Annotated in this window: 26 protein-coding genes and 2 tRNA genes; 15 read left to right on the top strand and 13 right to left on the bottom strand. The window is 68.3% G+C overall.

Features of this window, described 5'->3' with window-relative positions; all coding sequences use genetic code 11:
* Positions 1-17: 17 nt before the first annotated feature.
* On the bottom strand, positions 18-926 hold the full coding sequence (locus AB0P18_RS00415) for a LysR family transcriptional regulator (RefSeq protein ID WP_363358439.1): 909 nt from the start codon (positions 924-926) through the stop codon (positions 18-20).
* Between the two features lie 72 nt (positions 927-998).
* On the opposite strand from AB0P18_RS00415, the gene AB0P18_RS00410 reads away from it, so the two are divergent.
* The 3 genes from AB0P18_RS00410 (at position 999) to AB0P18_RS00400 (ending at position 3,480) form a co-directional block, all read left to right on the top strand.
* Positions 999-1,970 carry an EamA family transporter gene (locus AB0P18_RS00410; RefSeq protein WP_363358438.1) on the top strand — a complete coding sequence of 324 codons (972 nt, stop codon included), beginning with the start codon at positions 999-1,001 and terminating at the stop codon, positions 1,968-1,970.
* Positions 1,971-2,068: 98 nt separating this feature from the next.
* Positions 2,069-3,028, top strand: a complete 960-nt coding sequence (gene pheA / locus AB0P18_RS00405; RefSeq protein WP_344056064.1) for a prephenate dehydratase — start codon at positions 2,069-2,071, stop codon at positions 3,026-3,028.
* A gap of 2 nt (positions 3,029-3,030) precedes the next feature.
* Positions 3,031-3,480: a TIGR03618 family F420-dependent PPOX class oxidoreductase gene (locus AB0P18_RS00400; protein ID WP_363358437.1), complete on the top strand. Its 450-nt coding sequence runs from the start codon at positions 3,031-3,033 to the stop codon at positions 3,478-3,480.
* A gap of 18 nt (positions 3,481-3,498) precedes the next feature.
* On the opposite strand, the gene AB0P18_RS00395 is transcribed toward AB0P18_RS00400, so the two are convergent.
* Positions 3,499-4,551 carry an LLM class flavin-dependent oxidoreductase gene (locus AB0P18_RS00395; RefSeq protein ID WP_363358436.1) on the bottom strand — a complete coding sequence of 351 codons (1,053 nt, stop codon included), beginning with the start codon at positions 4,549-4,551 and terminating at the stop codon, positions 3,499-3,501.
* 179 nt (positions 4,552-4,730) lie between these two features.
* Complete coding sequence (locus tag AB0P18_RS00390) at positions 4,731-6,110, bottom strand: deoxyribodipyrimidine photo-lyase (protein ID WP_363358435.1); 1,380 nt, start codon at positions 6,108-6,110, stop codon at positions 4,731-4,733.
* A 109-nt stretch (positions 6,111-6,219) separates the two neighbouring features.
* Between AB0P18_RS00390 and AB0P18_RS00385 the strand changes: the two genes are divergently transcribed.
* Positions 6,220-7,470, top strand: a complete 1,251-nt coding sequence (locus AB0P18_RS00385) for a serine hydrolase domain-containing protein (RefSeq protein WP_363358434.1) — start codon at positions 6,220-6,222, stop codon at positions 7,468-7,470.
* A 6-nt stretch (positions 7,471-7,476) separates the two neighbouring features.
* Here AB0P18_RS00385 and AB0P18_RS00380 read toward each other — a convergent pair whose 3' ends face one another.
* A complete protein-coding gene (locus AB0P18_RS00380) occupies positions 7,477-8,469 on the bottom strand; it encodes a diacylglycerol kinase family protein (protein ID WP_344056069.1) in 993 nt (330 codons plus the stop codon).
* A 96-nt stretch (positions 8,470-8,565) separates the two neighbouring features.
* On the opposite strand from AB0P18_RS00380, the gene serS reads away from it, so the two are divergent.
* From serS to AB0P18_RS00355, 5 genes are all read left to right on the top strand, one after another.
* On the top strand, positions 8,566-9,846 hold the full coding sequence (serS, locus tag AB0P18_RS00375; protein WP_344056070.1) for a serine--tRNA ligase: 1,281 nt from the start codon (positions 8,566-8,568) through the stop codon (positions 9,844-9,846).
* Positions 9,843-10,652, top strand: a complete 810-nt coding sequence (locus tag AB0P18_RS00370) for an HAD hydrolase family protein (protein WP_363358433.1) — start codon at positions 9,843-9,845, stop codon at positions 10,650-10,652. Before serS ends, AB0P18_RS00370 begins: the two co-directional genes overlap by 4 nt.
* 133 nt (positions 10,653-10,785) lie before the next feature.
* Positions 10,786-10,870, top strand: a tRNA-Ser gene (locus tag AB0P18_RS00365).
* Positions 10,871-10,928: 58 nt separating this feature from the next.
* The gene (locus AB0P18_RS00360) at positions 10,929-12,191 is read left to right on the top strand and encodes an LCP family protein (RefSeq protein ID WP_363358432.1); all 1,263 of its coding nucleotides are present in this window, start codon (positions 10,929-10,931) and stop codon (positions 12,189-12,191) included.
* Between the two features lie 3 nt (positions 12,192-12,194).
* Complete coding sequence (locus AB0P18_RS00355; RefSeq protein ID WP_363358431.1) at positions 12,195-13,469, top strand: LCP family protein; 1,275 nt, start codon at positions 12,195-12,197, stop codon at positions 13,467-13,469.
* Between the two features lie 12 nt (positions 13,470-13,481).
* Here the strand turns inward: AB0P18_RS00355 and AB0P18_RS00350 are convergent, their stop codons facing one another.
* A complete protein-coding gene (locus AB0P18_RS00350; RefSeq protein ID WP_363358430.1) occupies positions 13,482-14,705 on the bottom strand; it encodes a M23 family metallopeptidase in 1,224 nt (407 codons plus the stop codon).
* 114 nt (positions 14,706-14,819) lie between these two features.
* Between AB0P18_RS00350 and AB0P18_RS00345 the strand changes: the two genes are divergently transcribed.
* Positions 14,820-14,908, top strand: a tRNA-Ser gene (locus AB0P18_RS00345).
* Positions 14,909-15,128: 220 nt separating this feature from the next.
* Here the strand turns inward: AB0P18_RS00345 and AB0P18_RS00340 are convergent.
* From AB0P18_RS00340 to AB0P18_RS00315, 6 genes are all read right to left on the bottom strand, one after another.
* Positions 15,129-16,589 carry a hypothetical protein gene (locus AB0P18_RS00340; protein WP_363358429.1) on the bottom strand — a complete coding sequence of 487 codons (1,461 nt, stop codon included), beginning with the start codon at positions 16,587-16,589 and terminating at the stop codon, positions 15,129-15,131.
* Positions 16,582-17,595: a hypothetical protein gene (locus AB0P18_RS00335; protein WP_363358428.1), complete on the bottom strand. Its 1,014-nt coding sequence runs from the start codon at positions 17,593-17,595 to the stop codon at positions 16,582-16,584. The genes AB0P18_RS00340 and AB0P18_RS00335 overlap by 8 nt, the downstream gene beginning before the upstream one ends.
* A 195-nt stretch (positions 17,596-17,790) precedes the next feature.
* Positions 17,791-19,041: an NYN domain-containing protein gene (locus AB0P18_RS00330; protein WP_363358427.1), complete on the bottom strand. Its 1,251-nt coding sequence runs from the start codon at positions 19,039-19,041 to the stop codon at positions 17,791-17,793.
* 47 nt (positions 19,042-19,088) lie between these two features.
* Positions 19,089-19,805: a DUF2510 domain-containing protein gene (locus AB0P18_RS00325; RefSeq protein WP_363358426.1), complete on the bottom strand. Its 717-nt coding sequence runs from the start codon at positions 19,803-19,805 to the stop codon at positions 19,089-19,091.
* A gap of 99 nt (positions 19,806-19,904) precedes the next feature.
* Positions 19,905-21,029 carry a site-specific integrase gene (locus AB0P18_RS00320; protein WP_363358425.1) on the bottom strand — a complete coding sequence of 375 codons (1,125 nt, stop codon included), beginning with the start codon at positions 21,027-21,029 and terminating at the stop codon, positions 19,905-19,907.
* Positions 21,022-21,624, bottom strand: coding sequence for a hypothetical protein (locus AB0P18_RS00315; protein ID WP_363358424.1), 603 nt, complete (start codon positions 21,622-21,624; stop codon positions 21,022-21,024). Before AB0P18_RS00315 ends, AB0P18_RS00320 begins: the two co-directional genes overlap by 8 nt.
* Before the next feature lie 110 nt (positions 21,625-21,734).
* Between AB0P18_RS00315 and AB0P18_RS00310 the strand changes: the two genes are divergently transcribed.
* From AB0P18_RS00310 to AB0P18_RS00290, 5 genes are all read left to right on the top strand, one after another.
* Complete coding sequence (locus tag AB0P18_RS00310) at positions 21,735-21,983, top strand: hypothetical protein (RefSeq protein WP_300593327.1); 249 nt, start codon at positions 21,735-21,737, stop codon at positions 21,981-21,983.
* Positions 21,980-22,249, top strand: a complete 270-nt coding sequence (locus AB0P18_RS00305; protein ID WP_363358423.1) for a glutaredoxin family protein — start codon at positions 21,980-21,982, stop codon at positions 22,247-22,249. The genes AB0P18_RS00310 and AB0P18_RS00305 overlap by 4 nt, the downstream gene beginning before the upstream one ends.
* Before the next feature lie 3 nt (positions 22,250-22,252).
* Positions 22,253-23,308 (top strand): hypothetical protein, encoded by a 1,056-nt coding sequence (locus AB0P18_RS00300; protein WP_363358422.1) that lies wholly within the window; start codon positions 22,253-22,255, stop codon positions 23,306-23,308.
* A complete protein-coding gene (locus AB0P18_RS00295; protein ID WP_363358421.1) occupies positions 23,305-23,586 on the top strand; it encodes a hypothetical protein in 282 nt (93 codons plus the stop codon). The genes AB0P18_RS00300 and AB0P18_RS00295 overlap by 4 nt, the downstream gene beginning before the upstream one ends.
* A gap of 276 nt (positions 23,587-23,862) precedes the next feature.
* Entirely contained in the window at positions 23,863-24,081 is a 219-nt protein-coding gene (locus tag AB0P18_RS00290; protein WP_363358420.1) for a hypothetical protein, read from the top strand.
* 42 nt (positions 24,082-24,123) lie between these two features.
* Here the strand turns inward: AB0P18_RS00290 and AB0P18_RS00285 are convergent, their stop codons facing one another.
* On the bottom strand, positions 24,124-25,128 hold the full coding sequence (locus AB0P18_RS00285; RefSeq protein WP_363358419.1) for a zeta toxin family protein: 1,005 nt from the start codon (positions 25,126-25,128) through the stop codon (positions 24,124-24,126).
* Positions 25,125-25,379, bottom strand: a complete 255-nt coding sequence (locus tag AB0P18_RS00280) for a hypothetical protein (protein ID WP_363358418.1) — start codon at positions 25,377-25,379, stop codon at positions 25,125-25,127. The genes AB0P18_RS00285 and AB0P18_RS00280 overlap by 4 nt, the downstream gene beginning before the upstream one ends.
* Positions 25,380-25,612: the final 233 nt, after the last annotated feature.

Below are 25,612 nucleotides of genomic sequence, written 5' to 3'. Positions count from 1 at the left end.
GCGACCGAGGATGTCGTTCACAGACGCGCGGCGCGGTGGACGACGGCATCCAGTGCCACTTGAAGGGCGGGGGAGTCGGCCTGCGTCCGCCTATGCACGGCCAGCACGTCGCGGGTCGAGGCCGGGTCGATCGTCGGCACGGCGACGAGGTCGGGCCCGAGGTCACCGCGGCCCAGGCGCGGCACGAGCGCGACCGCGAGACCGGCGCGAGCGAGCTCCAGGTGGTTCTGGAACTCCATGGACTCGTGCACCACGCGTGGCGCGTTCGGTACGCCGTCGAACAGGCGCCGCAGCCACTGCCGGCAGATCGTCGCCTCGAACGTGGCGACGAACGGCTCCGCGGCGAGGTCGGCCGGATGCAGCACGTCGCGGTCGGCGAGCGGGTGGTCGCGGTGCATGACGATGTCGGCGACATCGGTGAACAGGGGCGTGGCGACGAGATGATCGGGCATCGCGAGCGCGACGCCGCCCCAGCGGTGCACGACCCCGAGGTCGCGCTGACCGGAGGCGACGAGCGCGATCGTCTCCCACGGCTCGCTCTCGCGCAGCGGCAGTCGCAGATCCGGATGCCGCTCGGCGAGCTCCGCGAGCACCGGGGTGATCAGCCCGCGGACGACGGTCGAGAACGCGGCGATCCGGATCTCTCCGACCACTCCGCCCTCGGCGGCGGAGAGCTGGAGGTCGGCGCGCAGCCGCTCGACATCGGCGAGGATCGGCGTGGAGGCGACGACGAGGCGCGTGCCGGCCTCGGTGAGCACCACGCCGCGGCCGACGCGCTCGAGGAGAGCCACGCCCGTGTCGCGCTCGAGGCGCTTGACCTGCTGCGACACCGCGGACGGGGTGTACCCGAGGGCCGTCGCGGCGGCCGCGACGCTGCCCTGCGTGGCCACGGCGCGGAGCGAGATGACGGCGTCCAGATCAATCATGAAGCGATGCTACCGAATCAGGCGGAGATATCATCGCTTGTCCTTCACGGTCTCGCGCGGTGAAGTGGAGCTGTGAACAGACGCGATATGATCCTCGCGGCGAGCGTCGCGAGCCTGTGGGGCTTCAACTTCGTCGTGATCGATTGGGGGATGCGCGGCATCCCGCCCCTGCTCTTCGTCGCGATCCGCTTCCTCGTCGTCGCGGCGGCGGTCGTGTTCGTGCCGCGGCCGGCGACCTCGTGGCGGACGATCGTCGGGGTCGGGCTCTTCATGAGCCTGGGGCAGTTCGGTCTGCTGTACACATCGATGGCGCTCGGCCTGCAGCCCGGGCTCGCGGCGCTCCTGCTGCAGGCGCAGGCGGTCTTCACGATCGTGATCGCGGCCGGTGTCCTGAAGGAACGGCCGACCGTGTGGCAGGTGCTCGGCGTCGCCGTGGGCGTGATCGGGCTCGCGGTGGTCGCGGTGGGTCGCGGCGGAAACGCCCCGGCGCTCGCCGTCGTGCTCGCCCTCGCCGCCGCCGTCTCGTGGGCGATCGGCAATGTGATCTCGCGGCGGGCGGGGGTCGTGCGCGGCTCGGGACGGTTCGGCGCGCTCTCGCTCACGGTGTGGTCGGCGCTCGTCGTCCCTCTGCCCGCCCTCGCGCTGTCGTTGGCGATCGAGGGTCCCGCGGCGATCGGCACGGGGCTCGCCGCTTTCGGCTGGCGGCCCGTGCTGTCGACCCTGTACACCGCCGTCCTGTGCACGATCATCGGCTACGCGATCTTCAACGGACTGCTCGCCCGCAACCGCTCGGCGGCGGTCGTGCCGTGGGTGCTGTTGGCGCCGGTCGTCGCCATGGCCTCGGCGGCACTGCTCCTCAGGCAGATCCCGACGATCGCCGAGGCCGTCGGTGGGCTGCTCCTGGTCGCCGGGGTGCTGGTGACCAGTCTCCGCTCCCGGCGCGTCGCCGCCCAGCCGTCGGGCCCCGATTTCGGCCCCGGTGCCGAGTCCGGCCCTCGACCCGGGACCGGTCTGCCGGCATCCACCGTGCCGAAACACGGCTGAGTGGGACTCGGCGCCGGCACGGATCGCGGAATTCCGGGAGGCGTTCATCCCACCCGCCCCGCCCGGCAGTACTTCGGCACGTGGATAGGCTGACACCCGTGACCACCGAGCCCGAGACTCCGCCGCGACGCACCTACAGCTACCTGGGCCCGGCGGGTACGTTCACCGAGGCGGCGCTCGCGCAGGTTCCGGAGGCGCGCGGACACACGTGGCGCCCGGTCCGCAACGTCGGGGAAGCGCTCGCCGACGTCGTCGAGGGCCGTTCGGATGCCGCCATGATCGCGATCGAGAACTCGATCGACGGCGGCGTCTCGACCGCCCAGGACGCCCTCGCGACGATGCCCGGCCTGCGGATCGTCGGCGAATACCTCGTCCCCGTCGACTTCGTGCTCGTCGCCCGACCCGGCACGAAGCTCGAGGACGTCTCCCTCGTCGCCGCTCATCCTGTCGCCTACGCGCAATGCCTGCGGTGGCTCACCGAGAACCTGCCCGCCCACGCGCACCTGCCCGCGGCGAGCAATGTGGCCAGCGCGGTCGGCCTTCTCGACGGGACGAGCGATGCGGATGCCGCCATCTCGCCCCCCGGAATCCTCGAGCACCACGAACTCGAGCTGCTCGCCGAGAAGATCGGCGACAACCCCGAGGCGGTCACCCGGTTCGTGCTCGTCGCCCGAACGACCGCTCCGCCGGCCCCGACCGGCGCCGACAAGACCTCGCTGATCGCGGAGCTGCCCGAAGACCACCCCGGCGCGCTGCTGGAGATGCTCGAGCAGTTCGCCACGCGCGGCATCAACCTCTCGCTCCTGGCCTCCCGCCCGATCGGCGACGCCCTCGGCCGGTACCGCTTCGTGATCGACGCCGACGGGCACATCGAGGACGAGCGCATGGCGGACGCCCTTCTCGGCCTGCGTCGTTTCAGCCCGAAGGTGATCTTCCTGGGCTCGTACCCGCGCGCCGACCGCGCGATCGTGCGCTACCCCGAGCGCTACTCCGACGACGTCTTCGTCGAGGCGCGGGACTGGCTGCGGGCCCTGGTCAGCGGTGAACCGGAGGTGTGACGATGCCCATCTCCGATGCTCCCTTCGTCTTCGATCCCGCCGATGAGGTGCACGCCCGCGCGCTCACCCGCCTGGATTCCGAGCAGATCGGGTGGCTCGCCACGACCGGACGCGACGGGTATCCGCACGCCGTTCCGATCTGGTTCCTCTGGCGCGACGGTCGCGCGCTCATCTTCAGCGAGCCGGCCACCGCGAAGGTGCGCAACATCCGCCACGACCCGCGCGTCGCTTTCCACCTGGAGGCGGGCGACGATCACGAGCAGCTGACCGTGCTGCGGGGGACCGCCGAGCTGTCGGCGCAGCCGACGAGCGAGTGGCTCGAGTCGGTGGGTGAGGACTACGCGCGCAAGTATCGCGGCGGACTGGCGGGTCTGAATCTCACGCTCCCGCAGATGGCCGCCCGCTACAGCGTGGTGATCGAGATCACGCCTCGGCAGCTGATCTCCTGGTAGCCGGGCCGCCGCCGGCCGTCAGGCCGCGAGCAGCTCGAGCGTCTGCCGGCGGGCGAGCGCGGCATCCATCGGCTCGCCGTCGAACGCGCCCGCGACGGGCGAGATCATGACCTCGTCGACCCCGTGCCGCGTGGCGAACTCGGTGAGCCCGGTGCGCACGTCTTCGCCGCTGCCGACGAGCCACCGCCGACGGGCGGCGGCCATGATGCCTTCGGCCTGGACATCGCCCTCGGCCGCGAGGGCGGACCGTGCCTGCTCCACGGTCTCGAGCGCGGTGAGCGGCTTGCCGGTGCGCAGGCGCGCCATCATCCGCAGCTGCGGAAGGGCGCGGGCCTCCGCTTCCTCGGCGGTGGGCGCGGCGACCGCGTTGATCGTGAGGAACGTCACCGGTTCGGGGTGCTCCTCGGACGGCCGGTAGCCGGTGCGGTACAGATCGAGCGCGCGCTCCAACCCCTCGCCGGAGAAGTGGTTGGCGAAGACGTAGGGCAGACCCAGGGATGCCGCCAGCTGGGCCGAGTAATCGCTCGAGCCCAGCAGCCACACCTCGGGCACGGTCGTCGCCGCGGGGGTGGCGTGCACGTCGTACGTGCCGCCGCTCGTGAAGCGCACGGTCGCGCCGTCGCCGGAGAGGAGCCCGCGGATGTCGCGCACGTGCTCGGGGAAGCGCTCGACATCCGAGGTCGTGCCGGCCATGCGCAGGAGCTGCGTGATCACGGGGTCGCTGCCCGGCGCCCGGCCGATGCCGAGGTCGATGCGGCCCGGCGCGAGCGCCTCGAGTGCGGCGAACTGCTCGGCGACGACGAGCGGTGCGTGGTTGGGGAGCATCACTCCGCCGGATCCGACGCGGATGCGCGTGCTGCGAGCGGCTGCCGCCGCGATCAGCACGGGCGGGGTCGTCGAGGCCACGGCCGGCATGTTGTGGTGCTCGGCGAACCAGTAGCGGCGGTAGCCGAGCTCATCGGCGCGCTGCACCAGATCGAGCGAGGACGCGATCGCCTCCGAACTGGTCTGCGCGGTGCGCACCGGAACGAGGTCGAGGACGGACAGGGCGGGAAGCGCGGGTGAGGACATCTCAGGGCACAACCGGCCGGCGCGGGCGGCTATTCCGGCGGCTCCGCCTATGCGAGGCAGGTGTCCGGCGCGGTGCGTGAAAGCACGGGGAGAAATCGGCACTTCGGCTGCCGATCGGGGCCCGAACCGCTCGATTCACCCCGCGCTTTCACTGCGGTCGCGCGCAACGCCTGCCGGACTCAGCTCCGCGGGGTGCGGCGCATCTCCTCATAGGCGGCGAGTGCGCGCTTGCGGGTCTCGCCGAGCTCCACGATCGCGTCCTCGGTCGCCTCCCCGTTCGAGTACTCCGGCGCCCACTGCCGGATGTACAGCGCGCGCGGGTCGAACTTCTTGGCCTGCAACTCGGGGTTGAACACGCGGAAGTACGGCGCCGCATCGGCGCCCGAGCCCGCGACCCACTGCCAGTTGAACGGGTTCGAGGCGCCGTCGGCGTCGACGAGCGTGTCCCAGAACCACTCCTCGCCCCGCCGCCAGTCGATCAGCAGGTTCTTGATGAGAAAGGACGCGGTGACCATCCGGATCCGGTTGTGCATGATCCCGGTGTGCCAGAGTTCGCGCATTCCGGCGTCGACGAGGGGGATGCCGGTCTTCCCCTTCTGCCAGGCTTCGAGCTGCGTGGGCTTGAGCCGCGGCCAGGGGAACGCGTCGAACTCGGACCGCAGGTTCTTCGTCGCGAGATCCGGGAAGTGGAACAGCGTGTGCGCGGCGAACTCGCGCCAGCCGATCTCGGAGAGGAACCGCCCCGCGGACGCGGCCTTCGCCCCGGTGCCGCGGGCCTCCGCCGTCTCGTGCCACACCTGGTACGGGCTGATCTCGCCCCACCGCAGGCGCGGCGAGAGCCGGGAGGTCGAGCCGGTGGACGGCTCGTCGCGCGAGTCGTCGTACGAGCCCAGGTCCTCGGCGAGGAATTCGCGCAGCCGCGCCCGCGCCGCCCGCTCGCCCGGCTCCCAGGTCTCACGCAGACCCGCCGCCCAGTCGGGCTTCGTCGGCAGCAGCTCCCAATCGTCGAGGTCGTCGCTCTTCGGTGTCCGGCCGGGCGCCGGCACCTCGCGCGGCTCGGGGAGGGGCGCCCGCGGCGCGGGCATCGCCTGGCACGCCCGCCAGAACGGGGTGAACACGGCGTACGGGGTGCCGGCACCCGTGGTCACGGTCCACGGCTCGAACAGCAGGGAGCCCGCGGAGGATTCCACCGTGAGCCCGTCCTCGCGCAGGCCGTCCTTCAGGTCGGCGTCGATCGCCCGCTCCGCGCCGCCGTACCGACGATTCCAGAACACCGCTCCCGCACCGGACTCCTTCACGACGTCGCGGATGACCCGCCCCGCGGGGCCGCGGCGCAGCACGAGCGCTCCCCCCCGCTCGGCGAGGCGCTCGCCGAGAGACGCGAGCGAGCCGTGCAGCCACCACTTCGCGGCGCCGCCGAGGGGCCGGACGCCGTCGGACTCCTCGTCGAAGACGTACAGCGCGATGATCGGCTCGTCCCGATTTATCGCGGCGCGGAGGGCCGGGTTGTCGGCCAGACGCAGGTCGTCGCGGAACCAGACGATCGAGGGCGCAGTCATCCTCGGATCGTAACCGCGCCACGGCGCCCCCCGGCCCGTTCGCGCCGGGCTTGACACGGCCACGGGATACGCTGACCACCTGGGGATCGGGCCGGGGGCAGGGGCGCTCATGCACACGACGAAGCGAGCTCTCGCGGGAGCGGCGCTGTGTCTTGCCGTCATCATGTCCGGGTGCACGGCGCCCGCGCCCGAAGCGAGCCCGACGGCGGCCACCCCGGCGGTGTCCGCCGATGGCGGCGAGGTCGCGGCGATCCAAGACGCCGTCGAGCGGACGATGGCAGACGCGCACGTCCGCGCCGCGATCGTCCGGGTCCTCCGCGGCGATCAGGTCGTCGTCACGCAGGCGTGGGGGGAATCGATGCCCGGGGTGCCGGCGACGACGGACCTGCACTTCCGCAGCGGCGCCGTATCGATCCCTCAGGCGGCGACCGTGCTGTTCCAGCTCGTCGACGACGGCACCGTGAGCCTCGACGACACGATCGACCAGTGGCTGCCCGACGTCCCCCACGCGGATCAGGTCACCCTCGGGCAGCTCGCCCAGATGACATCCGGCTACGCCGACTACGTGCAGGACGCCTCCTTCATCGAGGAGTTCACCCGCGACCCGTTCCGCCAGTGGACGCCGCAGGAGCTCTACACGTACGGCACCGACCAGCCTCTCCTGTACGAACCGGGCACCAATTGGGATTACGCCCACACCAACTACGTGCTGCTCTCACTCGCGCTGCAGGAGATCACCGGACGGCCGCTGGCGACCGAGATCCAGGACCGCATCCTGGACCCGCTGGGGATGACCGAGACGGCCGATCCCGGAACACCGGAGATCCTGACGCCGGTGCTCCACGCGTTCGACAGCGAACGGCGCGAGTATCTCGGCATCCCCGCGGACCGGCCCTTCATCGAGGACTCCACGTACTGGAACCCGTCGTGGTCGCTCGGTCCCGGACTCGTGCAGAACACCGACATCACGGACATGGCCACCATCGCCCGGGCCGTCGGCCGCGGCGAGCTCATCAGCGATGAGTCGTACGAGCGGATGATCGCACCGACGCTGCGCGGAAAGACGACGGCGCTGCCGGCGTGCCCGAACACGTGTTTCGTGCAGAACGAGTTCTACACGTACGGGTTCGGCATCGTGCTGTCCGGCGACTGGCTGCTGCAGAACCCGCAGTATCACGGCTTCGCCGGTGTCGCCGCCCACCTTCCCGCGGACGACATCACGATCGCGATCGCGGCGACGTACGCGGACGAGGCGTACGACCCGGTCAGCGGTGCGCCGCTGATCGCCAACATCGCCAATCCGCTCTTCACCGCGGTCGCGGAGGTCGTCGCACCGGATGCGGCCACCCCGGGAACCTGATCGGGGTCAGAGCCGCGAGGTGTCGTGCCCCTTCGGCACCACGGTGATCAGTCCGCCGGGGACGACCCGCGCGCGCAGCCGCACGGCCGTGCCGAACTCATCGCCGTCCAGCTGCACCGGCTGCGGCGTCTCGCTCGCGACGTCCAAGCCGGTGCCGTGCGCGTACAGCACCGAGTTGTCCTCCGTACGCAGGGCCAGCACCTGCCGGCCGGCGCGGAACCGCCGCAGCACGCTGTTGTCCCACGCGACGCGGCGCCAGACCAGGATCCAGCCGAGTGCGTTCTTCGGCTGGAAGATCGCGATGTCCAGTTCGCCGTCCGAGACGGATGCCGAGGGGATGAGTTCCAGGCCGGCCGGAAGCGATCCGCAGTTCGCGATCAGGATCGACTGCACCTTCGCCGAGTGCAGGCGCCTGCCCGCGACCTGATAGGCGATCCGGAAGGGCTTCGCGCCCGCGAGCGAGCGCGCCGCGCCGTCGACGTACGCGATCCAGCCGACGCGCTTCTTGAGGTCCCCGCTCGTGTTCGCGATCATCGCGGCGTCCAGTCCCATGCCGCCCATGACGACGAACGCGCGCTCCTCGCTCGTGCCGTCCTGCCGCCGGATCGCCGCGAACCCCACGTCGACGCCGATGCGATCGCCGTCGAACGTCGCCTGCACCATGGCGGCGGCATCCGTCAGCGGCAGCAGCAGGTTGCGGGCGAGGAGGTTGCCGGTGCCGCTCGGGACGATCGTGAGGGGCACGCCGCTCTCGCTCATCGCCTCGACGACCGCGCGCACCGTGCCGTCGCCGCCCGCGACGAGGACGGCATCCGCGCCCGCCTCCAGGGCCTGCCGCGTGACTCCGGCGCCGAGATCCTGGATCGTGGTCTCGAAGAACAGCGGCGCACCCCAGCCCGCAGCGGCGGAGAGCCGCGCGACGGTGGCGCGGAGGGCCTTGCCGTCGGCCTTCACGGGGTTGTACACGAGCGCCGCGTGGCGGGCGGCGGGCTCGGTCATGCTCACACGATAGTCGGCAAGGGCCGCGGCTCCCGACGGGCCCAGGGCTCCGAGCCGCCGATCGTTCGCCGGATGCCCCTCTATAGACTTGGCCGGGTGATCGATCTGACGCTTCTCCGCGAGAATCCCGAGCTGGTCGTGCGCTCACAGGAGGCTCGAGGCCACTCGCGCGAATCCGTCGACGCGGCCCTCGCCGCTGATCGCGACCGCCGGGCCGCGCTCACCGCCTTCGAGGAGCTGCGTGCCGCGCAGAACGCGCACGGCAAGCGTGTCGCGCAGGCGCCGAAGGAGGAGAAGGCGGCGCTCGTGGCGGAGGCCAAGGCGCTGAGCGACGGTGTCAAGGCCGCCCAGCAGACCCTCAACGCGGCCGAGCAGGCGGCGGATGCGGCACTCGCGAAGATCGAGAACATCGTGATCGACGGGGTGCCGGCCGGGGGTGAGGAGAACTTCGTCACGCTGCGCACGCACGGTGAGATCCCGACGTTCGACTTCGAACCCCGAGACCACCTCGAGCTCGGCGAGCTGCTGGACGCGATCGACATGGAGCGCGGCACGAAGGTCTCGGGCAGCCGGTTCTACTTCCTCAAGGGCATCGGTGCCCGCCTCGAGCTCGCGCTCATGACGCTCGCCCTCGACCGCGCGCTCCAGGCGGGGTTCGTCCCGCTCATCCCGCCGACGCTCGTGCGTCCCGAGGTCATGCGCGGGACCGGCTTCCTCGGCGAGCACGCCGACGAGATCTACCACCTCGACGAGGACGACCTCTACCTCGTCGGCACGAGCGAAGTGCCGCTCGCGGGCTACCACATGGACGAGATCCTCGACCTGTCGAGTGGTCCGAAGCGGTACGCCGGATGGTCGACCTGCTACCGCCGTGAGGCGGGCTCCTACGGCAAGGACACCCGCGGCATCATCCGCGTGCACCAGTTCAACAAGCTCGAGATGTTCGTCCACACGACGGTGGCGGATGCCGAGGCCGAGCACCTGCGGCTCGTCGAGCTGCAGGAGCAGATGCTGCAGAGCCTGGGCCTCAGCTACCGGGTGATCGACGTCGCCGCCGGCGACCTCGGATCGAGCGCCGCGCGCAAGTACGACGTCGAGGCATGGGTGCCGACGCAGGGTGCGTACCGCGAGCTGACCTCGACGTCGAACTGCACGACGTACCAGGCGCGCCGGCTCGGCATCCGTCACCGTCCGGCACTCGAGGACGGCGCCGCGGGCAAGACCCAGCCCGTCGCGACGCTGAACGGCACGCTCGCGACGACGCGCTGGATCGTCGCGCTCCTGGAGACGCATCAGCGGGCCGACGGTTCGGTGGTCGTGCCCGAGGTGCTGCGGCCGTACCTCGGCGGCCTCGAGGTCATGGAGCCCACCGCGTGACGGCAGCCGGCTCGGCCGAGCGGCGCCTGGTCGTCCTCGACATCGACGGCACGGTGATCCTCGAGGACGAGACCATGAGCCCCGGTGTCGTGGACGCCGTCCGTGCCGCCGAGAAGGCCGGTACCGAGGTCATGCTCGCGACCGGGCGCAGCTGGGAGGGTACGGAGGAGATCCTGCACGCCCTCGGGCTCAGCCCCGAGTTCGTCGTGTGCTCCAACGGCGCGGTCACCCTCCGTGCGAACGCCGACGGCGAGTACGAGCGCTTCCACATCGAGACGTTCGATCCCGCCGAGGTGCTGGCGCTGCTGGGCGCACACCTCCCCGACGCGAAGTACATGGTCGAGCTCGCCGACGGGCATCGCCTGTACACCGAGCACCTCGGCGACTGGAATCTCGCGAACGCCACCCGCGTGCCGTTCGCCGACCTGAGCGCGATGCCGGTCTGCCGCGTCGTCGTGGTCTCGCCGGGTGACAGCGAGGCGGACTTCGTCGAGCTCGTCGAACGCATCGGGCTGAACGAGGTCTCCTACGCGGTCGGCTGGACCGCGTGGCTGGACATCGCCCCGCAGGGCGTCGACAAGGGCACCGCGCTCGAGCGGGTGCGCGAGCTCCTCGGCATCGACGGGTCGCAGGTCCTCGTGATGGGCGACGGACGCAACGACATCGGCATGTTCGAGTGGGCGAGGCGGGGCGGTGGCCGCGCGGTCGCGATGGCGCAGGGTCCGCAAGAGGTCCGGGATGCCGCGGGCGAAGTGACCGGCAGCGTGCAGGACGGCGGCGTGGCCGCGGTGCTGACCGCGCTGTAGTCCACGCGCGGTGCGCGGGAGAGCCCGCGCGGGCGCGCCGCACAGGACCTCCTCAGGCGCTGCTGGAACAATCGGTGAACAGTGCTGTCGGTTAGACTGGACGACTGTTCGGCGTGTGCTTCGGCATCCGTCGGGAGGGTTGTCCGAGCGGCCGATGGACCTGGTCTTGAAAACCAGTGGGCAGCAATGTCCCGTGGGTTCGAATCCCACACCCTCCGCTGAGTCGTGGGTGTGCTCTCGAGCCCCGCACCCGCGCAGCATCCCGAGAGGACCCGAGTGAGTCAGACGACCAAGCCCGCCAAGCGTGGCCGCCGGACCATCGCGCGCCACGGTGAGCTGAAGTCGCCGCATCCGCTCGCCTTCCTCCTCAAGGTCGTCGGCATCATCGTCGCCGTCGGGCTCGTCTCGGGCGCAGGGGTCGCGGCCTATGCCGCGTACGACATCACCACGAGCTTCACCGAAGCCTCCGTCGACCTCGACGGCCAGGAGGCCGTACCGCCGGACATCGGCGCGATCGAGGGTGGCGTGAACCTGCTCGTCGCCGGCACCGACGAGTGCCTGCCCGAGTTCGCCGCCTACTTCGGAGACCGCTGCACCGGCGCGGATTCCGAGGGCGAGCTGAACGACGTCAACCTGCTCGTGCACATCTCCGACGCACCGCGCCGGGTGACCGTGATCTCGTTCCCGCGCGATCTGATGGCGCCGGTTCCCTCGTGCACGGCCGAGGACGGCTCCGAGACCGGGGGCGCGAGCAAGCAGCAGATCAACTCGGTGTTCGAAGAAGGCGGCCTGAACTGCGTCGTCAAGACGGTGTCGCAGCTCAGCGGCCTGAACATCCCGTTCGCGGCGAAGGTCAACTTCGGCGGCGTGATCAACATCACCGACGCGATCGGTGGTGTCGAGGTCTGCATCGGCAACGGTGGCATCCGCGACTTCTATACGGGGATCGACTGGCCGGCCGGCAACCGCACCGTCCAGGGCATGGAGGCACTGCAGTTCCTCCGTACCCGTCACGGCCTCGAGAACGGCTCCGACCTCGCCCGCATCTCGAACCAGCAGCAGTACATGTCGCGCCTCGCGCGCAAGCTCGTGAGCGAAGAGGTGCTCACGAACCCGGCGACGCTGCTGAAGCTCGCCACCACCGCGGTCGACAACACCACGCCCAGCAAGAGCCTCACGAACCCCCTCACACTCGTGCAGATCGCGCTCGCCGTGAAGAGCGTGCCGTTCGACGAGATCGTGTTCGTGCAGTACCCCGTGACGGATGACCCGGCGGACTCGAACCGTGTCGTCCCCGACTACGAAGCGGCGGACCAGCTGTGGGCGGCGCTCGCGGCCAACCAGCCGATCGTGCTCACGAGCGACCCGAATGTCGGCGGCGGCGTCATCACCGCCGACCCGCCCGCGGATGCCGCGACCCCCGATCCGGCGGCGACGCCCGGTGCGACCGAGGCGCCGGCCGAGGCTCCGGTCGAACTCGACATCCCGGGTCAGAGCGCCGCGCAGAACACGTGCTCGGCGGGGAACCTCTCGGGCTGATCCGTGGCGGAGCACAACCCCGAGTCGGGGCCGCTGGCGCGTCATGCGGTGCGGCGGGAGCGGCATCCGCTTCTGCGTGTGCTGTCGATCCTCGGGGTCGTCGTCGCCGTGCTCGGCGTGAGCGCAGCGGGTGTCGCGGCGTACGCGGTCTGGGACACGTTCTCCGCGCTCGGGGAGAACTCGGTCGACATCGGCGGTGAAGAGGCGCTCCCGCCGTCGATCGGCGAGATCGAGGGCGGGGTGAACCTGCTGCTCGTCGGATCCGACTCGTGCGAAGGGCAGGACGTCGCGCTCTTCCCGCGGTGCGCCGACCCCGACGATGCGCCGGGTGAGCGCAACGACGTCACGATGCTCGTGCACATCAGCGATGAGCCGCGGCACATCACCGTCGTCTCGTTCCCGCGCGACATGCTCGTGCCGATCCCGTCGTGCCCCGACGGGCAGGGCGGGTCGTACTCGGCGATGAGTTCGCAGCCGCTGAACGCCTCGTACCAGTACGGCGGGCTCACCTGCACGGTCATGACGATCGAGGAGCTCACCGGAGAGCAGATCCAGTTCGCCGGCGCGATCCGGTGGACCGGGGTCATCGACATGTCCGACGCGGTCGGCGGGGTGGACGTGTGCGTGAGCGGCGACATCAACGACCCGCACACCGGGCTCTCGCTCACGGCCGGCACCCACACCCTCCAGGGAGTGGAGGCGCTGCAGTTCCTCCGGATCCGTCACGGCATCGGCGACGGCTCCGACCTCGGTCGCATCTCGAACCAGCAGCAGTTCATGTCCTCGCTCGTGCGCAAGCTGAAGTCCGACGCGGTGCTGTCCAACCCCGGCGTGCTGTTCACCTTCGCCACCACCGCGATCGGGCTCACCCGCAGCGACCCGCCCCAGCTCGTGCTGAGCTCCGAGCTCGCGAACCCCACCCGCATGGTGCAGATCGCGATGGCGGCCAAGGACGTGCCGTTCGAGGACATCGTGTTCGTGCAGTACCCGACCGAGTACACGTCGGACTACATCAACGTGCTTCCCCTGCGCGACGTCGCCGATCAGCTGTTCGCCGCGCTCGCCGCGAATCAGCCGATCCAGCTCACCGGTGAGGCGAGCCAGGGGTCGGGTGTCGAGGTCACGGGGGAGGCGACGGATCCTGCGGCGTCGCCTGCTCCCTCGGATTCCGCTGCTCCATCGGATTCGGCCGCTCCGTCCGAGACGCGGGTGGCGCTGCCGTCCGAGATCGCGGGCACGACCGCGGCTCAGGTCACCTGCACCGTCGCGGAGCAGTAGTGGCGGCCGGGTTCACTCAGGGTACGAGGTGACCGTGAGCCAGATGGGATACAGGTCCTTCTCGGCTGCGGCATCCGCCTCATCGAGGGTGAACGGCCCGCCGGCGGCGATTCTCTCATCGAGTTCTTGCGCGGTGATCTTGCCCTCGAGGTCGAACGAGTCGTAGACGAACGGGATGCCGTTCGAGCCGAGCGGGCTGGGCGAGTCCATGAGGTGGAAGTGCAGATGGGGTGAATCGGTGTTGCCGGTATTGCCGAGCAGCGCGATCGTCTCGCCCTTCTTCAGCTGCTGACCGACCTCGACACCGAGCGGGTTGCCGGGCTGGAGGTGGGCGTAGAACGCGTAGACGCCGTCGCCGAGGTCCTGGACGATGTGGTTGCCGCCGTACTCGTCGAGCGTGAGTCCGGTCGGGTTCGCGCCCGGGGTCTGCTCGGGCAGGTCGAATCGCATCGACACGATCGGGCCGTCCCCCACCGCGATGATGTCCGCACCGAAGTAGGGGTAGCTCTCGAGCTCGTCGACGGGGCCGCTCAGGAACGACCCGTTCTCGTCGAGGCGGACGTAGTCGATCGCGTAGCGCTCGGGGGCGTGGAACGCGCCGTTGATCGCATTGACGGCGCCGCGGTGGGGTGTCACGGCGCAGCAGCTGTTGCCGTTGAGCCAACCGGCTCCCTTCAGCGGCGGGCCGATCACCACCGGCTCGGTCTGATCGACCTCGACGCTCGCGACACGCTCGGTCATCTGATCCGTGATGATCGGCGGCGCTCCCGGCTCGAAGCTGAAGGCGATGTCGTGCGTCAGGCTATGGGGGAGTTCAGTACCGGCGTCTACGGTCACGTCGAGCCAGACCAGCGCGCCCTGCCCCGGTCCGATGACCCGGCCAGGGGCGGTCGCACCCATGACGCGCATCCACGGGACCGCAGCGTCACCGTCCAGTCGGAGGAGCGACTGGCCATCGCCGTCGATGACGTCGATCGACTCGATCGTGGCCGTCTGCGTCGTCACATTGCTCAGGAACAGCTCATACGCGATGTGGACGAGACCGTCGGTCGCGGGAAGCGGTCGGGGCGTGCTCAGCGTGCGCGCGAGGACGGGGGTGAAGTCGTCTTCGGGTACCTGCGTGTCGGGGGCCTCGGTGGACGCGTCTGCCGATGGCTCGGGCGCCGCGGCGGTGCACCCGGCGAGCAGGAGTGCGGACAGAGCGAGAACGGACACTGCGATCATCGTCGGGCGCATTCCGCCATTATCACGAGGTTTCGCACGATCGGGGCGGCATCGGCGGTCGAAAGTGCAGCGCCCGAGCGGTTATGCTTGCTGGGCGCATCACGCTGCTTCGGCCGCTGGATGCCTGGAGACGTCGCATAGTCCGGCCTAGTGCACCACCCTGCTAAGGTGGAGTCCCCTTACGGGGACCGAGGGTTCAAATCCCTCCGTCTCCGCCGAACTTCCTGGCCCGCAATCCCTTGAACACACTGGGATCGCGGGCCATAGGTTTCTCATAGATACGCGATTCGCGTAAGGATTGCGTAAAGTCGCGCGAATCCGCCTCGCTGGGATGCCTCGAGAGGCGCCTCGGCGGTGTCGCGCGATAGCTCCGTCCTGTATCAAGACATCGGTGATACTTCGGACGGCACGACGCCGGTGCCAGTCCGAAGGTGGCTAGTCAAGGAAGTACGCGAGCGTCTTCTCTTCGGAGTCCAGGATTTCGTCCGAAGCCACGCCGAGTTCCTGCGCTAGCTGAACAGATCCGAGCAGCGCGAGTTCCACGTCGGGCGAGAAGGCTCGTTCGAGCACCTCGATGTAGTCGGACATGCTCGCATCAAGCTGCTCGATCAGCGCCTGGTACTCGGTCGCGAGTTGCTCGTCGAGATTGCGTTGCTCCTCGAGGTAGCGTGCGATGAGTTCCGCTTCACGCTGCGAGAGGGAAGATGAGACGGCCCTATACATGACCATGCCGACGGTGTTTCCGATGACTGCGCCGAGGACAGGCACCGGGATGAGCGCTTGCCCGACGAAGGAGGACAGGGCGCTCACGGCGGCTTCCAGTGAGACGATCTCGGCGTTCTCGATGAACTCGATTTCGTCGATCTCGCCGCGGCGGAGCTTGTTCGCCTGCTCGGCGATGCCGAACGCAGCGGTGACGATCCCGCTAGCGACCGCCGCTGAGGTAGCAGTGAAGTTCGAGAGTGAGTAGATACTCAGGCCTCGCACTCCGCCCTTCACGAAACCGAGACCGGTGTCACCAGCTATCTCGGTCCAGTCGCCGCTCGTGAAGTCCTTGAGTTTCTTGCCTTGACGACGCTTCTCGACGACGGCGAGCACGAAGGTGGTTCCGCCTTCGATTGCGGCAGCGGCAAGCGTGACTTTGGCGCCTTCGTTCAGCTTCGGTCGGCTGTCCTGGTACGCGCTGTCCCGCAGGGACTGCTCCTTGGCTTGGAGAGACTGCTTCTCCGCTTCCATGGTCGAGCTATAGGTGCCTCTTTGCACCTCGCGGTATTCCAGCGTCGAGGGTTCGAGTGACTCGATTCCGACCGAGTTTCCGTCGAGGAAGGAACGGACCCGCTCCCAGTCTCTAAATGACGGGCCGTCGCCACTACGCGTCAGGACGGTACCTGCCTCCTCGCGCGTCATGTTGTGAAGCTTCTGGACCATCTCGAAGTGGTCGGCGGGGATCTGGTACTTCCCTCCGTTCTTGATGAAGTCGGGATACTTCTGGAGGTGCTCCGCTATCGCGCCAAGGCCGAAGCGGCCGCCAGCCTGGACGAACTTCTGCTGAATCTCAACGCCGCCACGCAGGAGGTCCACGGGGCCGTTGTCGTTCACCCATTGATAGACCGCTCCGTCGCCAAGGAGCTGGCTCCGAGCATTGCCAATGCCGACCTCGGCGACCTCGGCGATAAAGCCGTGCATGCCCTTCGCCCCGCCGCGGTCGGTGAGGACGACTTCGAGATCGATCTTCTTGACCGCGTCGTCAATGCTCGAAAGAGCATCCTCAAGGTTGAGGTCCTGCACATGCAGAGCGGTCAGCAGATTGTCCAGGCGGACTTGGTTCAGATAGTTCACCCAGGCCGCGACAGCCTGCTCCTGATTGCTCTTCGCGAGCTTTGCCGCTTCACTCATCGTCGGCGTCTTGCTCGATGCGCTCGCTCAGCAAGACCGCGCAAGACTTGGTGTTGTTGACCAGTGCGGCGAGCTGCGACTGCTGGGCCGTGGACAGTGCGCGGAAATCGGCGCCGAACGAATCCAGTCTTTCGCTGTAGCTCGTCATCAGCATTCCGCGAAGGGTCGTAGTTCGCTGAAGAAGAGCATCGATCTGGGCATCCATTCGCTCGACGAGCGCGGTGTTCCGCTTCAGCGCTGTCAGCGCAGCTTCTCGCGCCTCGCTGTTCTCGAACTTCTTCTTAGCGAACAGCGCGATCGACACGAGGAGGGTGGCCCCCGCGACCGTCCATCCGATGGGGCCGGCGAGCGCCAGCAGCGCACTGCCGGCTGCGGTGCCCCCTCCGCCTGCTGCGAGAGCTCCTCCCCCGAGCCAGGCCAGCGCGGCGTTTGTCGCGGCGGCTCCGGAGAGCGTAGAGATGGCGGTCCCTGTGGAGGCCACACCGTAGGTGGTAGCGATCCAAATCGCAGCCGACGGAGCCATGCTCGCGACCGCAGCGCCGGCGGCAAACCCGGCACCGGCACTCGCGGCTGACTTTCGCGCTGCGTCCAAGTCTTTCCGCGCAAAGTCCTCCGCATCGAGAAAGTCGGCCTTGCGGACCCGGATTTCGTCGAAGTCGGTTTCGAACTCCTTCGGGGTGTTGGCGATGCTGTTGATCAGCAGTTCGACAAGCTCGATCAGATCGGTGCAGCGCTCGCGCTGGCGGAGCAGCGAGAGGCCCTTCTCGTTCATCGCGGTGAACGCGCCGTTGTACTCGGCGATCGCGACCACGTAGGGGTCCGGCTTCTTCGCGGTCAGTTCTCCAACGGTGTCTTTGGCGGCGCCCATGAGGTCCGAAGCACTGTCTTTCAGATCGCCAGCGCGCTCGGTCACTTGTGCTGACGTGCTTCGCGCAACCCTGCTGATGCTATCTACGGTCTTCCCGAGATTCGCCTTCGCCTTGTCCATCCTGAGCGGTTCAACCATCGTGATCTCCGAAGTCCGTGCCTTGCTGTGTCGCTGAGTGGAGAGTATCGATAACCGGTGACAGTGCAGATACTCCAATGCCCCGTGCCCCGTGCCCCGTGCCCCGTGCCCCGTGCCCCGTGCCCCGTGCCCCGTGCCCCGTGCCCCGTGCCCCGTGCCCCGGGGTCGCGTTGGGGCACTCCACGCGCAGCTGCCCTACATGTTGCTTGGGACGACAGCAACCAGCCCGCCGCTGACCCACGTCGTGACCTCATCGAGGTCTTCGGCGCTGAGCTCGATGCGGGCGCCCCTGCAAAGCCCGAGGACGTTTTCGGACCAGACTGCAGCGAGATCGGAAGCGGACGGCTCGCCTTCGAGGTCAGCTCCCGCGAAAAGCAGCCCATTGATCACGAAGTTGACTGCGGCGCGACCAACGGGACGGTCGCTCTGGGCGCACTCGTCGCGGACACGCTTGGATGTCTCGGTCCGGCTGAACGGGTACAAGGCAAGGTCGAAAGCAAGCTGCTCGAGCAGTGCCCGATAGGAGGCCTGGCTGAGCGGCGGGACTTCTGTGATGCTGCTGACCTGACGGTGCAACTCTTCTTGATCAGGAGTCCGGGTGACACTGGGTTCAGGGGGTATTGGAACGTCCGCCTCACTGAATCGAGCGGGGTCCCACACGTGTCCCGGTGCGCGGGTATCGACTCTCAGATCCGGAAGGCTGCTCTGCAGCCACGAACTGAAGGAACCCGAATTGTCCCAGCTCGACTCCCTGAGGTCCGGCTCAGCGCGCAACGCAGCGGCGGCGGCTGCCGATAGGGCGACGGGGTGGGGCGAGGATTCAGCCAGATGGCGGACGGCACTCATTGCGGCCACCCGGGTCGGGGGAGCAATTGTGGAGGGCGCGACAGTGAGGGCCGAGGTCACGGGGGGTGCATCGTCCGCGAGCGGCGCAGCGTCCGATCCGTTCGACTCTGCTGCAGTCAGGAGCGTGATCAACGCGTCCGCTCCAAGGACGGAGTCAGCTGCCGCTCGATAGGCGGCGGCGGCCGGTCCGGACGTGATGATCGTCACGTGACGGTCAGCGGCGCGGCAACGGGCGATGAGTGGGGTGAAGTCGGCATCCGCGCTCAGGAAGATGAACTCATCAAAGTGGGTCGACGCGTTCAGCGCGTCGACTGCGTCGAGCACGAGGTTGATGTCTGCACTCGACTTGCCCTGCTGCGTGAGAGACGGGCAATCCACGACCTGGAATCCTGCCCGAGTGAAGTGCGGGCGGTAGCGCGAAAACGTTGCGGGGTTCAGGTAGCACTTCCGGACAAGGAAGCGGCGCGTGAATGGGCCGTCCGCATCGGAGCCGGTTCCAAAGCTTTCCACCCACCGCGCCGGGTCTTCCGCGAAGGACTTGGCCGCATCGCCGTCCAGGCGCTGGAGCCCGGAGTAGACATTGTCGAAGTCGACGAACATCGCGGACCGAAATCGGCGCGATCCGACCGGTCCAGCTTCACCCTGACTCACGGCGGGACTATCTCCCATGTCACCATCGACTCCTCGAGCATCGTCACGTTGACGACGTAGCTTGATCCCGTTGCACCCGTGGCTGTGCATGAGAACACGTCGCCGACGCCGGAGGGAGGGTTGGGCGGACAGGCTACATTCACGGCCTCTCCCGTCTGCGCCGTCGCCCACGCCTCGATCTGGCTCTCGAGTCCCGGGACATCGAGCTGGTTCGCCGTGAAGATCATGAACCCGACGATGGCGACGAGCATGAGTGACGAGACCACGAGCGCGAAGACCGACTCCCGCTTCCTCGTGGGCCGGCGCACAGCGATCACGAGGCCGATGATCGCCAGAATGAATGCGGCGATGACCATCAAGATGTTCAGCACGCCGAATACGAGCTGCATCGCAGGGTCGGCGCCCGTCAACAGCCAGAGGATGGCGCCGACACCCAGGACGAGGAGCAGGATCAGAATCAGCGAGGCCTTGGCGGGGCCGTTCTTCGACGTGAGCGGCGCTGCAGCGTACGAGAAGGAGCCATAGGTCTGAGGCTGCGAGTACGCCGCCTGGTTCGTGCTCTGCTGCGGTGCCACTCGTGCGTGCTGATACGCCGGCTCGGTGCGTTGGACGTGCTCCGTCCAACGCGTGCCGTCCCACCAGCGTGTCTGCTGCGTGTTGCTGTCGTAGAGCCAGCCTGGCGGGGGTCCGCCCGCGCTCGTTCCGTCGCTCATCGTCTCCCCAGTCGTCCTAGCGGCGCCCCCGCGCCTGCCTCAAGGAGAAACGTATCGGGTGCGGACGACCCGACATGCCACACGTCGGTTCGGTGTCGGTCACGTGTCTTCGATGTCGTCCCTCATGCGCCGCGCGCCAACCTCGCTCGCCGCTCGATCAAGGGCCGCGGCTACTGCGTCCAGGTCGTCGTCGAATAGATCCGAGTACACATCGAGCGTCATCGCCGCCGAAGTGTGTCCCAGCATCCGCTGGATGGTCTTCACGTTCGCGCCCGACTGCACCGCGAGCGACGCGGCGGTGTGCCGCAGATCGTGGACCGTCATCGACGGCAGTTCGGCCTTCGCGAGCGCTGTCTTGAACCACGACCGCGATCCATCGCTGGTACGGGTACGACGCATGAAGCCTCCGTCGGGCGCCGGGAACACCAGCCCATCTCGCGGAACCCCCGCGGTCGCGCTGAGCAATTCCTCGAGGAGGAACGCCGGTACCGGAACGAGCCGCCCCTTGTGCGACTTCGTTGTTCCCACGTGAATTTCGCCATGAACCTCGACCGCGTTCGCGTGAATGTGCAGCCGGCCCTTGGTGGCATCGATGTCCTTAACGCGCAGGGCCGTCGCCTCGCCCCAACGAATGCCGGTGTACGCGAGCAGGAGCACGAGTAACGCCCGATCGCCAGAGTGGCGCGCGAGACGCATGGCCTCCTCGTGTGTGAGGTACCCATGCCGACCTCGGGACTTCCTCGGCAGCCCGATCCGCCCCATGCGGGCTGGATTCGTCGCGATGCGTCCGTCGTAGACGGCGTCGTCGAGGATGCTGGCGAGAACGCCGAAGGTGCGGATCGTCACGGTCGCGCCGAGTTCGCTCGACAGCTTCGCGACCCAGCTCCTAACGTCGGTGTGCCGGATGTCCGCGACTTCCCAGCGTCCCCACGTCGGCTTCACGCGAAGCCGCCAAGCGGTCTCGATCGGCGCGAACGACGACGGCTTCATCGACGAACGTTTCGCCTCGAGCCACACTGGGCCGAGCGTCTCGACCGTGACCTTCGCCGCCTGCGGGTCGATGTACGCGCCCTTCGCGCGGGACGACTCGATCTCGACCAGCCAGATCTCGGCGTCCCGCTTGCGGACAAATCCGCGTTTGCCGCCGTGGGAACCGTCGGGCTTCTTGTAGCGGACTTCGTACCGCTTGCCCTTCGCCGTTGTATAGGCGAGGACGCTACCCACCGGCCGGTCGACCGGCGTTGTAGTTCATCCCCGCGAGGCGTCCCGCCTTGCGAGCATCGATTAGCCACTGCGATGCGGTGCGGTGGGGGATGCCCAGCTCGTGCTGTAGCAGCTTCGCCGGCGGTAGTCCCGCGAGCGCCGCGCTGCCGTACAGCAACTCCACGACCTCCATGCGCGCCTCACCTCCGCCGCGCTTCACTACCTCGGCCGCTACGAGCGGAGGCAGGATGCGTCCGGTGGCCGTGGTCAGCTGATCCACGCTCAGCCACTTCGCGTTCGGATCGCTCTCGTCTTCGAGCGTGAGGAAGATGCAGCGCGGCGCTGCCGCCTGCACGATCGCCTGCATCCCGACCTTCGCAACGGTGGGGTAGTTGACCTCCACGTCGTCGCGGATGGCGATGTTCGTCACACCCTTGATGACATAGCGACCCTCGGCGCGCACATAGCGGGCGGTTACGGAGGTCTGCACGCCGAGCGCAGCATCCGTCGTCGTCGCCATGAATGCGGGCGCAATGCGCAGTGCGGACCCGACGGACTGCGTGGCTTCGCGCCACGTGACCTGGTGGCCATCGAGTGTCTTCACGTCGACCTTCACCTCCTTAGTTTGTCTAACCGCACAGCGCTTCGGCACTTGCCTATTGCGCAGGGTAGCACAAAGTGCTTCACTCATGGTAAACCAACCAGGACATACGCAAGCGGAGGTGGATGGTGTTCAAAGTCCTTCAGATCGAGTGCGACGATCCCGAGCACACGTTCCTCACGGAGCGCGAGCTCGCCGAGAACCTCAAGTTCCCGCTGAGCCGGCTGATGGGGTGGCGAAAGCACGGCGGCGGCCCGCGCTTCACGAAGTTCGGTAAAACCGTCGCCTACAAGGTCGCTGAGGTCAACAAGTGGGTCGAAGAGCACACCCACGAGCGCATCGGCGATCGCCCCGCCCCGCGGAGATCGCGGTGATCACGATCGTGATCTACACGACCGGCGATGGATGCATGCAGTGCCGGCTCACCAAACAGCTGATGGATGCCGTCGGCCTGGCGTACCGCGACATCGACCTCACCGACCCCGCGAACGAGGCAGCGCGCGAGTACGTGGCCGCGGATCTCGGGTACTCGTCCGCGCCGATCGTAGTCGTCGACGAACACGACCACTGGGTCGGCTTCCGCCCCGACTGCATTCAGGACCTCGTCTCGCGCCTCACTGCGACTGCGGGGGAGCCCTGAAACATGGCGGACAACCCAGCGGATGCCGGTGGCGCGCGCCACCCCACCGACGAGGAGCGCCGGGAGCGCGAACGCGAGCGGCGCCGACGCTACCGCGAGACGCACGCCGACGAGGCTCGCGAGCGCAACCGCCGGTGGAAATCGGAACATCCCGAGAAGATCAAGGAGTACCGCGACCGGTTCCGTGCGAATCACCTCGAGCGGATCCGCAAGGAGAACCGCGAACGCGAGCGCGCCCGCGCGGAGAAGTCTCGGAGGGTCGCAGCCGCAGCCGAACGTCGACGAGTGAAGGGGCGCGAGCGCTACGCAGCAGACCCACATGCACATAACGCGTATCAACTCGAACGCCGCACAGCGCAGCGTGCAGCCGATCCTGCGAGGTACCGTCGGGCAAAGAACGAACGCAACAAGCGGTGGATCAGCGCCCACCGCGAAGAGTTCAACGCCAAACTGCGACTGGCGTATCGCGACAATCCAGAACCTAAACGTGCCGCAAATCAGCGCTACTACGCCGAGCACGGCGACGAGGTCCGCGAGCGCCGGCGCGCGTACTACTGGGCGAACCGCGAGAAGCAGCTTGAGAAACAGCGCCTGTGGCGTGCGCGAGAGAAGCGCCGCCGCGAGCTGGGATTGCCACCCCGACGCCTGCACCGCGTGACCGCGCGTGAGCGTGCTGCGAACGCATCCGCCGCAGACGAGTTCTTCACGCGGCCGCGCACGCCCGACGAAGTGAAGGCGATCCGCCGCGAGCCGAAGACATCGGCTCGCGAGCTCGCCCGGTGGAACCGATCCAGCGCCCGGGCGCGCCTCGCAGCCGGAATCGACGCCGACTCCGACGCGATCCGACCCGTGATGGCAAGCCGACGCCGCGAGAGCGAACGCGAAGCGGCCGCGCGTCGAAAGCGAGAGGCGGCTGCCGCGGAAGCGGCGCGCATGGACGCCATCGCCCGCGAGATCAACGACCGACTGCGGCACGAGACCCGGCGTTCGCCGACGACACGACGCAGACCGGTGCGACGTGCCACACCGCCATCGACATCTGGAGGAATATCGCTATGAACACCCAGTCGAAGGGGGCCGCCGTGCTCGATCGATCAGAAGTTGAAGCTGCGCTCGCACGGGTCGCGGTGGCCGCGTTCACGTACTACCCGGAGAAGGGAATCGAGGAGCCCGGCTACGTCGTCGAGGAAGACGTCGAGTGGGCGATGGAGCCGCTCCGAGCGCTGGATGATCGAACGCGCGGGGAGTGGTGGCAACGATTCACCGCCGCGATCGCCGACCCGGCGGCCGATCGTCGAGGCTTCGTTGCGGAGCTGATGGCGCTCGCAGGAGAGTGAGCGGGCAACCCTCCGATCGAGAGGATAGCAGTCGCTGCCGGCTGCGCACCGGGCTTTCGCGAAGCATGCTCACTCGCTGCGCTCGCTCCGCTACTTCACGGTCCCGGTACTCCGCCAGCCCCGACCGCTTGATTCGCCATTGTCGGAGGGATGGTGGCGAATGGGGTTGAGGGTGAAGGCCTTCGAGACGGGCCACTCGCTGAACTTGGCCGTGGACGATGTCGGGGGTCGGCGTCACACTGACTCCGAGGGGGCAGAGGCCCCGTTGGAGATCCCATGAACGATCAGGCAGCGATCACGCTGGCGCTGGGAGTGATGTGCTTCTGCAGTGCGGCGTTCGCGGTCATGCTCCCGGGGCTCGCGCTCTCGGTCGGACGTGGCAGGCTCGCTGCGGCCATTCGAATCTCAGCCGTCATGGCGGCGTTGGTGGCGGTCACGTTGGCAGTCGCGGCGGTGCTGGGGGCTGCGCCCGCTGCATACTCGATCGTGAGCTGAACGGCGGTTGCGCTTCCGCGGATGTTGCCCTCTTCTGGTCCGTCAGAGCGAGATGCCGCGGTCGACGTCGGGGGTCGAGATCGACGGGCCAGGCCGACGCTCCGGACGGCTCTCGACTTGGCTCGCCTGCCGAACAGCGAGGAGTTGTCTATCGAGCGCAGCCTCGGCATTGGGGCGTGCCTGCGAATCCTGGGGGAGGTGCAGTCCGGGCACGACCTCGCGGCGACCGATCTCATGGAGCTCGACCAGAACCTCGCCGAGCGCGGCGGGAATCGGCCGGAGAGACAGTGCGTAATCGGTCGTCGCTCGAAGCTCGGATAGCCATCGCATGGCGCGTGCTGGGGATAGTGGTGACTCGCGTGCGAGATCGAGAGCAGCGAGGGCGCCGGCGAAGCCGCGCGGGTCGAGTCGCGATGCATCGAACAGTGCGCTTCCGTTGCGGTCGATGATGGTGAGCCGGTCAACGCTGGGCGCCGTCTCCAGAGTTTCGATCAGCGCGCGGGTGTCGAGGTAGAGCTTGTCGTGGTCTGCGAGCGCGGTGAAGGGAGACGCGCGACCCTCGCGGGTGTCGAGCAGGTACTTCGATGCCAGGGCGAGCAGGCTCTCGGCGCGGGGCACGGCAACCGCCGCGACGGAGGTCTCGAAGCCGCTGGTGCTGAACAGACCTGTTGCAGCTAGAGCAACCTCCTGCGTGCTGAGCGTGCCGTCGAGGAGCAACGATCGCTTGTTGGTCCTCGCGTGCTGGAGTGCGCTGCGCATCCATCCCGAAGCAGAGTCCTGCAGGATGCGCGCGCCCTCGGGTGAGCGGTCACGCGACAGCCTGAGGTAATGGGGGTGGAACGAGCGCAGCTCGGTCGCGCTCAGAACGGCAACCGCGCGGCCGTCCGAGAGTTGAGCCGCTGCCCGGTTGACGGCGCTGCCGGGCTGGCCCACGACAAACGTCATCCGCGGCGACTCGCTGCGCGGCTCGTCGGGAAAGACGATCGGCACGATCTGCTCGTCGAATATCCGCTTCGCGGCCACGTCCGTGAGGACGGTGTCACTCATTGCCGTAGCCCCTCGAGCTCAGCAAGTCTCGACTCGATGTCGGTGAGGAGTTGGTCCGCGCGCGCTCGGTCGAAGCCGGAATCAAGCAGATCGTGGCGAAATCGCTTCGCCTCGTCAAGGGCGGCATCGGTGACGAGCATTCCTGCGCGGGAGAGATCGAGCAGCAACGCGACGACGTTGCCTACCGCTTCGCGAGCGAGGTCGAACCTTGCAGCGTCGTTCGCGCGCCACGGCGACGTTTCGACCGTCATCGATCCTCCTGCTCGGGATTCTATCCGTCCGGGTGGGAAGGACTCTCGGGCATGCAGCGCGACGGCTCCATCCCTCTGAAGCGCTTCCGCGTGCGATCCGGATGGTCAATGTCGCCGGCTCCGACGTAGCATCGACTCGCGGCCGGAGATTGGGGACGACATGTCCGCGCGCTGGCATCCGATTATCGCGGCGGTCGGGGCCCAACCGGTACGTGGCAGATACTCGACGGCTT

Source organism: Microbacterium sp. NPDC064584, from assembly GCF_040687315.1.
GTDB lineage: Bacteria > Actinomycetota > Actinomycetes > Actinomycetales > Microbacteriaceae > Microbacterium > Microbacterium lacus.
This window is presented reverse-complemented; position numbering and strand designations above follow the sequence as displayed.